The organism is Sphingobacterium paramultivorum (assembly GCF_014109745.1).
Classification (GTDB): domain Bacteria; phylum Bacteroidota; class Bacteroidia; order Sphingobacteriales; family Sphingobacteriaceae; genus Sphingobacterium; species Sphingobacterium paramultivorum.
On sequence record NZ_CP058555.1, the window covers coordinates 890,516 to 905,089 of the forward strand.

Genomic DNA, 14,574 nt, shown 5'->3' on the forward strand with positions numbered 1-14,574 from the left:
GACTTAAATATTTAAGACAAATTTAGGAGAGATATCCCTTCTATCCTTTAGCTGAATTCAGGGATATTTTAATTATCCTTCGACACTTTCCAGTAATTGCTTTTCATGAAGTTCAAAATATTCACCTCTTTTCTCCATCAATTCAGCATGTGTACCCTGTTCTACAATCTCGCCTTGATCCATCACCAATATATGGTCTGCATTCTTGATTGTCGAGATGCGATGGGCAATAAAAATACAGGTCTTGCCTTTCATGATGCGGCTTAGCGAACGGAGAATTGTTTCTTCTGTTTTTGTATCCACGGCTGAAAGACAGTCATCAAAAATCAATACTTTGGGTTCCTTAATTAAAGCGCGTGCGATGGAAACCCGTTGTTTTTGTCCACCGGAGAGGGTGATACCACGTTCCCCAACGGCGGTTTCAAATCCATCTTCAAAAGCTATAATATTGTCGTATACAGCGGCATCTTTGGCGGCCTGTTCCACTTGTTCCTGTGTAAAGTGGTCTAAACCAAAGCCTATATTATTGGCAATGGTATCTGAAAATAGGAAAACATCTTGTGGGACAAATCCAACTTGTTGGCGCAAGCTTTTGAAATCAAGGTTTTTAATTTCAAGACTATCATAATGAATACTTCCTTTGTCGATATCATACATCCGAAGGAGTAAGTTGGCCAGCGTAGATTTTCCGGATCCTGTTTTTCCGATAATAGCAAGTGTTTTGCCAACCGGAATTTGGAACGATATATTTTTAATCGCCTGAATACCCGTTTCCGGATAGGTAAAGGAGATCCCATCAACCCTGATTTCACCCGCTAGTTCTTGCGTAGCTGTTCCGTTAACAATTGGAGATTCAGTATGGAGAAATTCGTTGATGCGTTTTTGTGAGGCTGCAGCACGTTGTACCAATGAGGTAACCCAAGCCAAAGACATGGCCGGGAAAGTCAACTGGTTGACATAGATGATAAACTCAGCAATATTTCCGGCAGTGACTGTTCCTTTGGCAACCTCAATTCCACCAATATAAATGGTGATTACCGTACTGAGCCCAATGAGCAATAGAATAAGCGGAAAGAAAACAGCCTGTACTTTGACGAGATCAAGAGCTGTATTACGGTAAATGGTACTTTCCTTCTCAAATTCCTGCATTTTGTTTTGTTCTCTGGTATAGGTCTTGATGACGCGGATACCTGCAAAAGTTTCCTGCACAAAAGAAGAAAGATTCGCCAGTTGTTTCTGTATTTTTAAGCTACGCTTGTTAATAATCTTATTGACAAATAAAATAATAACCGATAGGACCGGTATTGGTGCCAATGCATAAGTAGCCAACCGTCCATTGACGCTATACATCGCATAGATGACCATGATCGATAAAACTACGGTATTGATCGCATACATGATGGCGGGTCCGAGGTAGTTACGTACCTGATTGACATCTTCGGTGGCTCGGCTCATGAGATCTCCGGTATTGTTCTTCCGAAAGAAACCGAAGTTTAAATCTTGGTAATGATTATAGATCTCATTTTTGAGGTCGTATTCAATATAACGCGACGTTAAAATGATCGTCTGACGCATAAAGAATAAAAATATGCCCCGCAACAGCGAAAGTAGGAGGACGACGAAACCAAAAAACAGGAGGCTGGTGCCAAATACCTGGTAGATGAGTTCCTGTCTGTCGAAACCATCAAATAGACGGTATAGATAGATGTTTTCCTGTACCAAATCAAATGCTTCGCGAATCACCTTTGCAGGCAATACCCCGAAATAGTTGGAGATGATAACAAAAATAACCCCTGGAATCAGTTTCCAGCGGTATTTATAAAAGTACTTATTTAAGTAGGCGAGATCCTTCATATTACGAATACAAAAGTAGGACTAATTCATCAAAATGCTTTATGATTTGAGCGAATTTACTGTCATTCGGAAATCAAATGTTAAGTCTTGGATAAAAAAAGTTGTTATGCACAACGAATAATTTTCCTACTTTTGCATCAAGTACCTTAAAAAATTAAAACAAATTAGAGTAGTACATTTTATGTCAACATCTCAAAATTCTATTTTTGAATTGATGAGCCAGTCTGGCCATCAAAACTTATTTTTCTGTAATGATGAATTAGTGGGCTTGAAAGCTATCGTTGCGATCCATGATACAACCTTGGGGCCTGCGATAGGAGGGGTTCGTATGTTACCATACGAAAGTACAGAAGAAGCTATTGAGGATGCTTTACGTTTATCCAAGGCCATTACGTATAAATCAGCCATCACTGGATTGAATTTAGGCGGTGGAAGTGCTGTTATTATTGGGAATAGCCGTTTGGACAAATCTGAGGTTTTATTGCGCCGTTTGGGCCAGTTTATTGAAGGATTGAATGGTAATTTCATTGCTTCTTTGGATGTAGGTACTACACAACGCGATTTAGAACATATTTATACGGAGACTGACCATGTTGCTGGTTTACCAAAAGCAATTCATGGCAGTGGTGTCGGTGATCCTTCGATCTTCGCTGCTCAAGGTGTTTATTTCGGTATAAAAGCATGCTTAAAGGAATTATACGGATCGGAAAATGTTGCTGGTAAAAAAGTAATTGTACATGGCGTAGGTGGTGTTGGTGAGCGTTTAATTGCGATGTTGCGTGAAGAGAATGCGCGTGTATATGTAAGCGATATTACGGAAGAAAAAATGCTAAAAGTAGCGGCTAAGTACAAAGCTGAGCCAATACCTTACGGTGAAGTATTCGATCACGAATTTGATGTATATTCTCCCTGTGCATTAGGCGGTACCGTAAATCCAGAATCCGCACAGAAAATGCAATGCAAAATTATTGCTGGTTCTGCCAATAATCAATTGAAAGATGAACTTGTTACAAGTTCTATCCTTCATGAAAGAGGTATATTATACGCCCCTGACTATTTGATCAACGCTGGTGCATTAATCGGCTGTTATTCAGAAATTCAAAATTATGGTGTAGATCACACTGAATTTGTGATCAAAAATATTTATAATGCGACTAGAGACGTGTTAAAAAAATCAAAAGAAGAGAATATCTCAACTTTTGAAGCGGCCAATCGCATCGCGGAGAAGCGTATCCAAGATATTAAAAAAATCAAGAGATAGTCTTCATCCCAAAATCGTTCTTATTTATTATTTTATAAAAAATCGTTCTTTAAAATTACTATGTTAAACAGGAGACACCTGAGGGTAAAAGTAGTGCAAACGCTTTATGCGTACAGTCTTTCGGAAGATAAAGACATCAAAACATTTGAGAAAGCACTATTAAAAAATGTGGATGAAGTTTATGAGATGTATATGTGGACACTGAATCTTTTAGATGAAGTATCTGATTATGTCTTAATAGATGCAGAGGGTAGGGCCAATAAGTTTTTACCAACTGAAAAAGACTTGTCTTTAACGACCAAGTTAAGTACAAACACTTTTATTGAGTCATTGAGACAAAATCCACAATATGGAGAAGGTGTCAAAAAGTATAAGATTTCCTGGAGCTTTGACCCGGAGATCGTACGTACTGTATTTTTGCAGTTAAAGGATTCTGAAGCTTATTTGGAGTACTTGCAACAAGAAGATCGTTCGATCGGTACGGAAAAAGATATCATCAAGCATATCTTTAAAAAGATCATCTTGAAATCGCCGGTTATAGAGCAGGTTTTTGAAGAAAAATTCATCAACTGGCCGGTAGATAAAGAAGTATTGCAGGCTTTGATCGCGAAGACTTTTAAGAATTTTAGTTCTGAAGATCCACGTAAAAATAAACTTGCAGAGATTACGCAAAACTGGAATGATGATAGCGACTATGTCATTGCATTGTTGGGTAAAACTATCCGCAATACAAATGAATATCAAAAGCTTATCTCTGAGAAAACGAAGAATTGGGAATCAGATCGTATTGCCTTAATGGATACATTATTGATGCGTATGGCCATATGTGAGTTGGTTAATTTTCCATCTATTCCAGTGAAAGTGACAATAAATGAGTATATTGAAATTTCTAAGGTATTCAGTACATTGAAAAGTAATACATTTATCAATGGTATCTTGGATAAAATACTGAGCGATCTGAATCAACAAGGAAGAATCCAGAAGGCAGGTCGTGGTTTAAGAGATTAAAACCAAACGCATAAATAATTTATACGAATGAAAAACTTTGGCAAATATTCGGTTTTAGCTTTGTCGGCAGTACTTTTATTTTCTTGTGGAAATGCACAAAAAGGAAAAGAAGAAGGAACCAAGACAGCGACTGAAACAGCAGCTGCGGATAGCCTTTCTAAGGCGGCAGCACAATTGGGAAAAGTAGAATTTGAAGAGTCTGCATTTGATTTCGGTCAGGTAAAGGAAGGCGCACAGGTAAAACACACCTTTGTGTTGAAAAATTCGGGTGATGCACCTGTTATTATCTCGAAAGTGACTGCTTCATGTGGTTGTACACAACCTGAGTTTTCGAAAAGCCCTATTTTGCCAGGTGGAAAATCTGAGATCCATGTAACTTTCAATAGTGAAGGACAGGTTGGTAAACAGCAGAAGATCATTACGATTCAATCGAATGCTTCCAATGGCTTAACAACGGTGCAGCTGAAAGGCGAAGTATTAGCAAAATAACACATTATTAAACGATATAATAGAAGATGAACACAGTATTATTACAAGCAGCGGGTGGCAATTTGATGAGTTTTTTACCAATGGTTTTGATTATCGTGGTATTTTATTTCTTCATGATCAGACCGCAAATGAAAAAGCAAAAAGATCACAAAAAATATATTGAAGAACTTGGTGTAAACTCTAAGGTTGTTACAACAGCTGGTATTCACGGACGTATTGTAGAAGTATCAGACACTACTTTCTTAGTCGATGTAGGTTCGGGTGTAAAAATCCGTTTTGATAAATCAGCAATTGCTTTAGATGCTTCCAAAGCTGCTAACAACACTGAGAAGAGCGCTTCTTAAGCTTTTTCCTGAAAGAAATAAAAGCCAGTTTTCCACGAAAACTGGCTTTTTTTATGTGATGCCTTTTAATTTCATCGTTTAGCTAACTGCGACGGAGCAGTGCTCGATACGATAACAATGCTTTAGATTACTCCACAATAAATGGAATTCGAAAAACCGCCATCTAAGGTATCCCATATTCCGACATAGACATGGAAATCAGTGGTTTTTCGCTTTAACCGGTCAAATTGAACTGAACAAGAACCTTCACTTACGCTTGCGATAGAAGTTCTTAAATGGGATTCATTAAACGGGTCCAATAATACCAGGTTGATTTTATATACGCTATCACTATATTGATCATCTGCTTCCCAGCTCAGGTCGATTACATCATTGTTGATACTGACTTGGCAGTTGGATAATGGGGTTAGCGAACCAGAAAATAGAAGCAGTCGTTCTGGATTAACAAAAGGGTTATTATCAGCGTCTATTTCGATGGCCTCCTTAAAAATATGCCGTTGTGCCAATTGGAATGCACCTACGCGACTTCCTTTTTCCGCTAAAAACTGGTAACCAAATTCAAGAAGTCGCTTATTATGGCCGGCAAACTTACCTGCTACTTGCTGTTTTTTTCTGTTTAAAAGCTCCGCCGCACTTGGTGGGGAGCTGCGTTTTCTTTTTGGGCCGCGCACCACATTTTGATCCTTCAACATGTAGGCACTCACCGATCCAAATTTACCAATAATAGGTCCATTCGGACCGTTTTGTAAAATTGCCATAGCTATTCCTCTTTTAGTTTATAATTCTTGTATTGAGCTTATTATCAATTTACTACTATTTTCTTAATTACTTTAGTAGTAACACTATTTTTACAGGGGATTAACAGGGGGTTAGCAGGGTATTGACCCCTGTTATACCCCTGTTAACCCCCTGTAATCCCCCTGTAAAACCCCAGTTAACATAAAACACAATAGTTGCGAGATACAATCGTTTTTGCGACGTTATTCTCAACGGTTTTTCATTTGTTTTTAGGATTTAATCCACTGCTGACATCGGGCTGTCGATTGAGGGATTAACTTTATGAAAAAAACGATATGAAAAATCTTAGACCATTTGATGGGCAGCATTGTGAAACAACGGCAACAGGTACATTACTTGCCCATATAGGCATTGAGCTTTCGGAGCCGATGCTTTTTGGACTGGGAGAAGGGCTCAGTTTTATCTATTGGAAAATGAAAACCATGGACTTTCCATTTTTGGGCGGACGAATAAAACCAGATCTACTGACGCAGCATATCTGCAAAAATCTCGGTCTAAACCTCAGCGTTCATGAAACTTCTTCAAAAGTAAAAGCTTGGCAGGCTGTACAACAGCTCTTGGATAGGGGGCAACCGGTAGGCTTAAAACTCGATGCCTATCATCTGGAGTATTTTGCAAAACCCTTTCATTTCGCGGGTCATTATGTAGCTATTTATGGTTATGACCATGATAATGCCTATTTAGTGGATACGAGGCAGCAGGGTGGAAGCGTGCGTACATCCCTTGCGAGTTTGGCGCTAGCTAGGGCTGAGAAGGGGCCTATGGCGTCTAAAAATCTGTATTACACGATAGCAGGTAGTGGCGGGCATTTGGACTTGAAAGAAGTGCTGATTGCTGCAATGGTCAATAATGCAAAGGAATATCTTGCACCGCCCATCAGCAACATTTCATATAAAGGAATTTTGAAGACTGCTGAGGAATTGACCAAATGGTACAAGACGAGTCATGCGATTGAAAGTGAGTTTAAAATGGCTGCAAATTTAATGGAAAACGCAGGTACTGGCGGCGCCTTGTTTCGAAATCTATATCGCGACTTTATAAAAGAAAGTTATGATCTGCTCGGAATAGAGCAGATCGCTGCAGTTCATCATGAGTTTGCGCAGATTGCATTATTGTGGACATCCTTGTCGGAATTGTTTAGTCAAATTGCGGAGACAGCCAGTTTTGATGATGTACAGCAGGCATCAGAAATTTTCAGAACTCTTGCCACAAAAGAGAAAAATGCAATGGAAATATTGCTGTCTTTAAGATGAAATGCAGATAAGAACACAGATTTTTACGCAAATTGATTAAGTTTGTATCATGGCGAATGCAGTTCGAATAAATAAGACCCAACGGCGTAAGATTAATGTCTTCGTGCGTTGTGTTGGAATTTCGTTGTTAGCTTGGTTATTGTTTTCGATCTCCAATCAATATACTGTTTCCGTCAAGGCGGCGATTGAATATGTCAATCTTCCCGAGAAACGCGCATTTCACCCCCAGCAATCCGATACGGTAAAAGTAAAGCTGGAAATGACAGGATGGCAATTCCTGTTTTCCAAAGCTGCATTGGAAACCCCAAAGGTTCAGGTGGACCTAAGCTCGTTAAAAACCAAAGACTGGATTGTTTTTTCCAACCAATTGGGCTTTATCAACCGACAGTTTCCACATGAACAACGCGTGGTGTCAGTTAGCCCAGATACCTTGTTTTTTGATTTTTCCAAGCAGACCCAGCGTAAGGTGCCTGTAAAACCCCTTGCAAATATCGGATTTAAACGTGGCTACGGTTTTATCGCTGATACCAAAGTTACACCAGCTTATGTGACAATCACCGGACCTTACGAGGATGTTTCGGCTATCGAGTATTGGGAAACGGATACCGTTCGTGGAAAGGAAGTCGAAACCGACGTTCGGACCGTGGCCAACCTGGCACGTAACCAAAAAGCGAATATCAATGTTTATCCGACTTCAGTCGAGGTGCTGATGCCTGTAGGTGAGTTGACCGAGAAAGTAATCGAGTTGCCCGTAAAAGTGGAGAATGGCCAACGTTATAGTTCGGTCAGGCTTAGTCCGAGCAAAGTTGTCGTCACGGTGTTGATGTCTGTCAAAGATTATAATAACTATACATCGCGAGATTTTGAAGCGGTGGTGGATTTGTCCGATTGGGAGAAAAACGAGGTGCAATATTTGCCTATTTTGCTGACCAAGGTACCGGACTATTGTAAGGTAATTAGCGTTGTGCCCCAAAACGTGGACTTTTTTGTACGTAAATAACAATATTTTCATGAAGATTGGAATAACAGGTGGGATTGGATCCGGTAAAACATTTATCTGTCAGCTTTTTAAAGCCATGGCTGTACCTGTTTATAATGCTGATGATGAGGCGAAGGAATTGATGAATACCGATTTGCGAATCAAAGCACGTTTGATAGCGGAGTTCGGCGAAGAGACCTATAAGGATGGGAAACTGGATCGGGCTTTTTTGGCTGAACAGATATTCTCCGACAAGGCGAAGCTCGAACTTGTGAACGGCATTGTACACCCCGTCGTCATTCAGGCGGCAAAGGACTGGGCTGAACAGCAAAAGTCCCGTTATTCACTCAAAGAGGCTGCTTTGCTTTTTGAAAGTGGCTCTTACAAGGATCTTGATTATACCATACTGGTTACTGCGCCTTTACCCATACGCGTTAAACGTGTCATGGAACGTGATGCTGTTACTGAGGAACAGGTCATGGAGCGAATTAATAAGCAACTATCTGACGAAGAGAAATTAAAATTGGCAGACTTCGTCATCATTAATGATGGAACCACTCCGCTATTGCCGCAGGTGTGGACTTTGCATCAAAAGTTTCTAAAATAATATGATGTCTACACTATTGGCTGACTTCTTAGTCAGAAAGCCAGAAGGCTATTACTGCCGTTATGGTGATTTTTTTATTGATGCCAGCAATCCCGTTATGCACAATGTCGTATCTCATGCCCATGGCGATCATGCCAGTTCAGGACACGACTATGTGTATGCCACACATGCGACTTCACTGTTTATGGCTTATCGGTATAAACAGAATCGCAAAGATTCTTATCAGGTCAAATTGTTTAATAGTCCCTTTAAAATAGGTGCGGTCGAAATCACATTTTTACCAGCAGGTCATATACTGGGTTCAGCACAGATTCTAATGGAATATCGGGGGGTACGTTACTTATACACCGGCGATTACAAGTTACAAGCTGATGATACCTGTGAGCCGATCGAAGTGCAGCAGGCCGATGTCCTCATTACAGAAAGCACCTTTGCAAATCCGGATATCAGCCATCCCGATCCGGCGGAGGAGATAAAAAAACTTGATGGACATGCCAGTAATATCTTATTAGGTACTTATGTGTTGGGCAAGGCGCAGCGGATTACTGATTTGATCAACAGGTACTGCCCGGATCGAAAAGTGCTTGTGCATAGTGGAATATTGCCCTACCATCGCCTTTATGATCAACATGGGCTGAAGAAATTAGACTACGAGCCCTACAATAGAAGAGAAATGAAACAGGGCGAACAGAATAAAGTTTACTTGGTACCGCCGATGACCTTCAATAGTTATTTTAGGGCGACCAAAGTATTACGTGCATTTGCCTCAGGCTGGAAACGTTTACAGGCACAGAATGATATCGAGCTGTACATTTCTGATCATGTGGACTGGAATGACATTCTTCAGTACATTAAGATGGTAAATCCCAAAGAAGTTTGGACACTACACGGTGACGGAAGTATTTTAAAACGTTATTTTAACGAAAAATTGATCGTGCGTGATGTGCTTTCTGCATAAGTAGGATGTGTCGATAACTCCGCTGGTAAACATAGCGGAGTTCGCTATTTCATATTGACAATTTTGTCAACGATATAAACCGTGTTTCCACGCCAGGGAAGCACACCATGATATTCTTTGTAACGCAGATCGAAGTATTTTCCACTATTGAGCTCCAATTGACGGAATATAGAATCATCTTCAATAGAAAATTCAAATTGATTGCTGGCGATACCACCCGTTTTGATACTTCCAAATCCCTCCTGGATGAGCTTGCCTTCGTAGGTCTTGAAAATATTGCCCTTTTTTACAGCATAATTAAGATAGCCAGATTTTACACCTTCACCGAATACATAGTAATACTTCCAGTAAACGTAGGAACCGGCCCCCACAAGGAGGAAAAGGATCAGCAGGAGTAAGAACTTCTTAAATCCGGATTTTTTCGGTTTTTGTTCGGGTAAATTTTCCATCATGTGTGCTAATTAAAACCATTTAATGCAGTGACTAGAACTATGCGCCGGAACGATGATTTTTCTGTCCAACGGATAGTTTCACCTAAAGATAAATAATTAACAGCATAATGACGAATGGATTATACCTAGACTAACGGTTGGCTAGCAATAGTGATTGCCGTTTTGTGCTGTGTTGCTAATTCTATTAGTTATTTTTCGGTTTTCTTAGTCTATAATGCTAATTTTTGTAAATTTGGATCATGGATCCCGAACAGGTACATCGCAAGATTATTCATTTGGATATGGATGCATTTTATGCCTCTGTAGATCAGCGTGATTTTCCCGAATATCGGGGAAAAGCGATTGCAGTAGGTGGTTCCCCGGATGGGAGGGGAGTCGTTGCAACGGCCAGTTACGAAGCGCGAAAGTTTGGCGTCAAATCTGCCATGAGCTCCCGAAAAGCTCTCCAGTTGTGCCCCCATATTATCTTTACCTATCCTCGCTTTGATGTTTATCGTCAGGTTTCATACCAAATTCGGGAGATTTTTCTCCGTTATACGGATTTAATCGAGCCGCTTTCCCTGGATGAAGCTTTTTTGGATGTGACCATAGACAAACAGGGTATTGGTTCGGCTATTGATATCGCCAAAGCCATTAAAGAGGCTATCCAAGAAGAGTTGAATCTGACCGTCTCTGCTGGTGTTTCCGTCAATAAATTTGTTGCAAAGATTGCTTCGGATATGGACAAGCCCAACGGCTTAACATTTATAGGTCCTTCGAAAATTGTCAAGTTCATGGAGTCATTGCCCGTGGATAAGTTTTTTGGCGTAGGTAAGGTGACCGCAAAAAAAATGCATGAACTGGGGCTATTTACCGGACTCGATTTAAAAAAACAGCGTGAAGAGGACCTCGTACGTTGGTTTGGAAAGACTGGGCACTTTTTTTACCGTATCGTACGCGGGATCGACGACCGTCCTGTTGTCCCCAATCGCAGCAGTAAATCGGTCGGGATTGAGGATACGTTTGGCGAGGATGTAGAAGCATTTGAAGAATTAAATACCATTTTGCAACGGCTCTGCAAACAGTTGTGGACACGCATCGGGAAAAAGGAAATCTCTGGAAGAACCTTAACCATAAAAATTAAATATGCCGATTTCGTTCAGTTGACACGGAGTATAACCTTAGAAAATAGTTTTGATTCGGAAGACAAAATTTACGCCACTGCCCATAGTTTGTTGAGCAAGGTTGAGCTGCTGAACAAAGTGAGGTTGTTGGGTGTTTCGATATCAAATTTTGTGGAAGAAGCTGATTTTCCAAAGGAAGGTATACAGCTAACACTTTTCGAACATCGTCCTTAGCAAGGAATCATCCGGTTTAATCAAGTCTTTGCTAAGCCATATGGTACGCGCAATCTGAATTAAGCTTGTTACAGGCAAAATCGTCGTTATTTGCCACAATTCTTTATCTTAGCCAAAATAATTAATAAACATATCCAAAAATTAATGAATACGGTATCAAGAGTACTCTTAGGTGCGTCTATCGTTTTTTTAGTGCATGAGGTTGGTTTTGCACAAAAGAAATTGGATTTTGCACAGTCCTGGGGGCAGAAGCCATCGTTGACAGTTCGTACGAATCAGTATCCTGGCTGGGCAGATGGGACAGCTTATCTGGAAAATGATGTAAATGATGGTCGTTTATATCAGGTTAACGTTAAATCAGGTCATAGAAGCATTTATACAGTTCCCGCTAAAGAAGGCACGGTTGTCTATGTCGAGAACAATGATATCTTCCTGAAAAGTACAGATGGTGTTGCCAAGAAGCTGACCAACTCTCCGGATGTCGCGGAACAGAATCCGACCTTATCGCCGGATGGTAAATATGTTGCCTTTACCCGCAAAAGCAATTTGTATAGCGTAGATGTGACTTCGGGAAAAGAAATGCAATATACAAATGATGGTACCGACGTGATTTACAATGGTTGGTCATCTTGGGTATATTACGAGGAAATTCTTGGGCGTCCAACAAAATACAAAGCTTTTTGGTGGTCTCCGGACAGCCGTAAAATCGCCTTCATGCGTTTCGATGATACCAAGGTTCCTATGTTTCCGATTTATTCGTCCAAAGGCCAGCATGGTTACCTGGAGGAAACAAGATACCCCAAAGCTGGAGACCCAAATCCGGAAGTGAAGGTGGGTATCGTTCATCTCGATGGGGGGAACGTTACCTGGGCTGATTTCAACGAAAAAGATGATCAGTATTTTGGGCAGCCTTATTGGGCCTTTGATAGCAAAAATGTGATGGTGCAGTGGATGAATAGGGATCAGAACAATTTGAAGTTTTATCAAGTGGATCCGAATTCTGGTTCGAAAAAAGAAATTTACGACGAGCGTCAGGCCTCATGGATCAATTTGGATCACGATGAACGTATCACCTATCTTGCGGACAACAAATATTATATCTTAAAATCGGATAAGACGGGCTGGGCGCATTACTACCTCTATAAATTGGATGGAACATTGGTCAATCCAATTACTTCAGGCGAATGGCAGGTAACCGAATTAAAACGGATTGATGAAAAAAATAAGGTGATCTATTTTACCGCACGGAAAGAAAACTCGGCACGTTTTGATTTGTACCGTGTGGATTATTCGGGTAAAAACTTAAAACGTCTGACTTTCGGTGAATACTCACACGATGTCAATGTATCGCCTGATGGCAAGTATTTTATTAGCAAATACTCCAATGTGGGTACACCAGATCGATTTGCGCTGTTGGATAATCAAGGCAAGGTCGTCCGTCAGTTAGCAGATAGTAAAGCGGCTGATTTTGCTTCGTATACGTACGGTAAAACCGAATACTTACATCTTAAATCAGATGATGGTTTGTTCGATCTTCCATTAACAATTACTTATCCGACAAATTTCGATAAATCAAAAGTTTACCCTGTTGTTTTCAGTATCTATGGTGGTCCTGATGCTGGAACGGTAAAAGATACCTGGAAAGGAACAAATAATCAATATTGGGCTAATGAAGGAATTATTCAGGTCTCTGCAGATCACCGGGCATCTGGTCATTTTGGTAAACAAGGTGTTGCTTATATGCACCGCAATCTTGGCCACTGGGAGATTATTGATTATTCAACGATTGTTAAATGGTTAAAATCGCAACCTTGGGTTGCTAAAAACAAAGTGCTTATCACCGGGCATAGCTACGGAGGTTATATGACTTGTTTGGCGATGACGAAGGCCGCAGATGTATTTGATTTTGGTATTGCCGGTGCACCCGTAACCTCATGGGATCTGTACGATAGCCATTATACTGAAAGATGGATGGATACGCCTCAAGACAATCCTGAAGGCTATAAAGCTGGTTCCGTGTTGACCTATGCAAATAACTATAAAGGCGTTTTGCGTATTATGCATGGCGATATGGATGATAATGTCCATTTACAGAATACAATCCAACTTGTCGATAAATTGACAGATCGAAGTGTTCCTTTTGAGTTGATGATCTATCCGGGAAGCCGTCATGGATTTGATCGTTCGAAAAGTAAATATGATTCTAATGAGCGTGCGCGTTTCTACTACCAATACTTATTGGAGACGCCGCTTCCCAAAGAATTTAAGTAGGCATAGTTCGATATACCCTATAGAATCCCCTGTCCATTCGGATAGGGGATTTTTTTTTATGTTAAATATTACAAAAAAAATGATTTTTATGGGAGTGTAAATTGTTGAAAATTAAAAAATATGGCATCTTTGTAGAAGTTTATTCAAAGAAAAAATGATTCAATTCCTAAAGGAAAGTACTTTTGCCGTTAATGAGGTTTTTAATAAGTCATGGGAGTTGCTGAAAAAACATTATTTTTCAGTGGCGGGGCTTTGTTTTTTACTGTTCGTGACCTCCGGACTCTCTAATTATCTCGCGACCACAATCAGTGATTTCAATGTGGTGTTGAGTGGCTTTATGGCATTTTTTTTCATGGTGATGTATTTCGGATTGAATATGACTTTATTTAAGTATATCTTAAGTCTGATTGATGGAAATCATGATAAGAAATTGATCCAATGCATCCCTAGTTCTAAGGAGCTCGCCTATTTTTTTGGCGCAATGTTAAGTATAATGGTGCTCTCCATAGCACTCCTGATGATTTTAGGTGCCGTTTCTTTACCATTCCTTTATCTATTTGAAAATGGTGACAATCGGATGGAGTTGATGAGCAACTTTACGATGTTTGTTGTTTTTGTCGCTGCAATATTGACTTTCATCTTGATTATTAGAGTGGCATTTTATCCATTTTTCATTATTGATAAACACGCGGGGACATTGAGGTCATTACGCTTCAGTTTTGCGCTGACAAAGGGCAATGTATTCAAACTATTATTGATTTTGGCTGTATTTGCTTTTTTTCAGTTATTGCAGATGTATTTTAATTATTTAGAATATTACATAATTTTTATTATTTTGAACCTCGTGAGTTCTTTCTTGGTGGTACCTTTGGCTAGTATTGTTGTTTCGGTCGCTTACCGATCCATGATGGCGGATTACCATGGGGGAGAGGATCCAAAGATTTTAAATAATATATTTTAATT

General features: G+C 40.0%; 14 protein-coding genes. 11 read left to right on the forward strand and 3 right to left on the reverse strand.

The window, feature by feature from the left end; genetic code table 11:
* Positions 1–72: 72 nt before the first annotated feature.
* Positions 73–1,854 (reverse strand): ABC transporter ATP-binding protein, encoded by a 1,782-nt coding sequence (locus HS960_RS03570; protein ID WP_120332686.1) that lies wholly within the window; start codon positions 1,852–1,854, stop codon positions 73–75.
* A gap of 181 nt (positions 1,855–2,035) precedes the next feature.
* On the opposite strand from HS960_RS03570, the gene HS960_RS03575 reads away from it, so the two are divergent.
* From HS960_RS03575 to yajC, 4 genes are read left to right on the forward strand one after another with little or no spacing between them, the layout of a single operon-like run.
* Positions 2,036–3,115 carry a Glu/Leu/Phe/Val family dehydrogenase gene (locus HS960_RS03575; protein WP_088162143.1) on the forward strand — a complete coding sequence of 360 codons (1,080 nt, stop codon included), beginning with the start codon at positions 2,036–2,038 and terminating at the stop codon, positions 3,113–3,115.
* A gap of 60 nt (positions 3,116–3,175) precedes the next feature.
* Positions 3,176–4,123 (forward strand): transcription antitermination factor NusB, encoded by a 948-nt coding sequence (gene nusB, locus HS960_RS03580; RefSeq protein ID WP_153846367.1) that lies wholly within the window; start codon positions 3,176–3,178, stop codon positions 4,121–4,123.
* A gap of 27 nt (positions 4,124–4,150) precedes the next feature.
* Positions 4,151–4,612, forward strand: a complete 462-nt coding sequence (locus HS960_RS03585; RefSeq protein WP_182331274.1) for a DUF1573 domain-containing protein — start codon at positions 4,151–4,153, stop codon at positions 4,610–4,612.
* Between the two features lie 26 nt (positions 4,613–4,638).
* The gene (gene yajC, locus HS960_RS03590) at positions 4,639–4,956 is read left to right on the forward strand and encodes a preprotein translocase subunit YajC (RefSeq protein WP_120332688.1); all 318 of its coding nucleotides are present in this window, start codon (positions 4,639–4,641) and stop codon (positions 4,954–4,956) included.
* Positions 4,957–5,078: 122 nt separating this feature from the next.
* On the opposite strand, the gene HS960_RS03595 is transcribed toward yajC, so the two are convergent.
* Positions 5,079–5,714, reverse strand: a complete 636-nt coding sequence (locus tag HS960_RS03595) for a hypothetical protein (RefSeq protein ID WP_182331276.1) — start codon at positions 5,712–5,714, stop codon at positions 5,079–5,081.
* A gap of 315 nt (positions 5,715–6,029) precedes the next feature.
* Here HS960_RS03595 and HS960_RS03600 point away from each other — a divergent pair, with 315 nt between their 5' ends.
* Genes HS960_RS03600 through HS960_RS03615 form a run of 4 tightly spaced genes read left to right on the forward strand, consistent with a single transcriptional unit; the run spans position 6,030 to position 9,551 of the window.
* Positions 6,030–7,007, forward strand: coding sequence for a BtrH N-terminal domain-containing protein (locus HS960_RS03600; protein ID WP_182331278.1), 978 nt, complete (start codon positions 6,030–6,032; stop codon positions 7,005–7,007).
* Between the two features lie 49 nt (positions 7,008–7,056).
* Positions 7,057–8,007 carry a CdaR family protein gene (locus HS960_RS03605; RefSeq protein ID WP_182331280.1) on the forward strand — a complete coding sequence of 317 codons (951 nt, stop codon included), beginning with the start codon at positions 7,057–7,059 and terminating at the stop codon, positions 8,005–8,007.
* Between the two features lie 10 nt (positions 8,008–8,017).
* Positions 8,018–8,593 carry a dephospho-CoA kinase gene (gene coaE / locus HS960_RS03610; protein WP_182331282.1) on the forward strand — a complete coding sequence of 192 codons (576 nt, stop codon included), beginning with the start codon at positions 8,018–8,020 and terminating at the stop codon, positions 8,591–8,593.
* Position 8,594: 1 nt separating this feature from the next.
* Positions 8,595–9,551, forward strand: a complete 957-nt coding sequence (locus HS960_RS03615; RefSeq protein ID WP_317167965.1) for an exonuclease — start codon at positions 8,595–8,597, stop codon at positions 9,549–9,551.
* A 44-nt stretch (positions 9,552–9,595) separates the two neighbouring features.
* Here the strand turns inward: HS960_RS03615 and HS960_RS03620 are convergent, their stop codons facing one another.
* Positions 9,596–10,003 carry a hypothetical protein gene (locus HS960_RS03620; protein WP_075993279.1) on the reverse strand — a complete coding sequence of 136 codons (408 nt, stop codon included), beginning with the start codon at positions 10,001–10,003 and terminating at the stop codon, positions 9,596–9,598.
* 239 nt (positions 10,004–10,242) lie between these two features.
* On the opposite strand from HS960_RS03620, the gene dinB reads away from it, so the two are divergent.
* From dinB to HS960_RS03635, 3 genes are all read left to right on the forward strand, one after another.
* Positions 10,243–11,340 carry a DNA polymerase IV gene (dinB, locus tag HS960_RS03625; RefSeq protein ID WP_182331284.1) on the forward strand — a complete coding sequence of 366 codons (1,098 nt, stop codon included), beginning with the start codon at positions 10,243–10,245 and terminating at the stop codon, positions 11,338–11,340.
* 144 nt (positions 11,341–11,484) lie between these two features.
* Positions 11,485–13,611, forward strand: a complete 2,127-nt coding sequence (locus HS960_RS03630) for a S9 family peptidase (protein WP_182331286.1) — start codon at positions 11,485–11,487, stop codon at positions 13,609–13,611.
* A 154-nt stretch (positions 13,612–13,765) separates the two neighbouring features.
* Positions 13,766–14,572: a beta-carotene 15,15'-monooxygenase gene (locus tag HS960_RS03635; protein ID WP_159730966.1), complete on the forward strand. Its 807-nt coding sequence runs from the start codon at positions 13,766–13,768 to the stop codon at positions 14,570–14,572.
* Positions 14,573–14,574 lie beyond the last annotated feature (2 nt).

Coding starts and splice junctions, on each gene's coding strand:
- HS960_RS03605 (WP_182331280.1), top strand. CDS start 7,057: ATGGCGAATGCAGTTCGAATAAATAAGACCCAACGGCGTAAGATTAAT.
- yajC (WP_120332688.1), top strand. CDS start 4,639: ATGAACACAGTATTATTACAAGCAGCGGGTGGCAATTTGATGAGTTTT.
- coaE (WP_182331282.1), top strand. CDS start 8,018: ATGAAGATTGGAATAACAGGTGGGATTGGATCCGGTAAAACATTTATC.
- HS960_RS03585 (WP_182331274.1), top strand. CDS start 4,151: ATGAAAAACTTTGGCAAATATTCGGTTTTAGCTTTGTCGGCAGTACTT.
- HS960_RS03635 (WP_159730966.1), top strand. CDS start 13,766: ATGATTCAATTCCTAAAGGAAAGTACTTTTGCCGTTAATGAGGTTTTT.
- HS960_RS03600 (WP_182331278.1), top strand. CDS start 6,030: ATGAAAAATCTTAGACCATTTGATGGGCAGCATTGTGAAACAACGGCA.
- nusB (WP_153846367.1), top strand. CDS start 3,176: ATGTTAAACAGGAGACACCTGAGGGTAAAAGTAGTGCAAACGCTTTAT.
- HS960_RS03630 (WP_182331286.1), top strand. CDS start 11,485: ATGAATACGGTATCAAGAGTACTCTTAGGTGCGTCTATCGTTTTTTTA.
- HS960_RS03595 (WP_182331276.1), bottom strand. CDS start 5,714: ATGGCAATTTTACAAAACGGTCCGAATGGACCTATTATTGGTAAATTT.
- HS960_RS03575 (WP_088162143.1), top strand. CDS start 2,036: ATGTCAACATCTCAAAATTCTATTTTTGAATTGATGAGCCAGTCTGGC.
- HS960_RS03620 (WP_075993279.1), bottom strand. CDS start 10,003: ATGATGGAAAATTTACCCGAACAAAAACCGAAAAAATCCGGATTTAAG.
- HS960_RS03615 (WP_317167965.1), top strand. CDS start 8,595: ATGATGTCTACACTATTGGCTGACTTCTTAGTCAGAAAGCCAGAAGGC.
- dinB (WP_182331284.1), top strand. CDS start 10,243: ATGGATCCCGAACAGGTACATCGCAAGATTATTCATTTGGATATGGAT.
- HS960_RS03570 (WP_120332686.1), bottom strand. CDS start 1,854: ATGAAGGATCTCGCCTACTTAAATAAGTACTTTTATAAATACCGCTGG.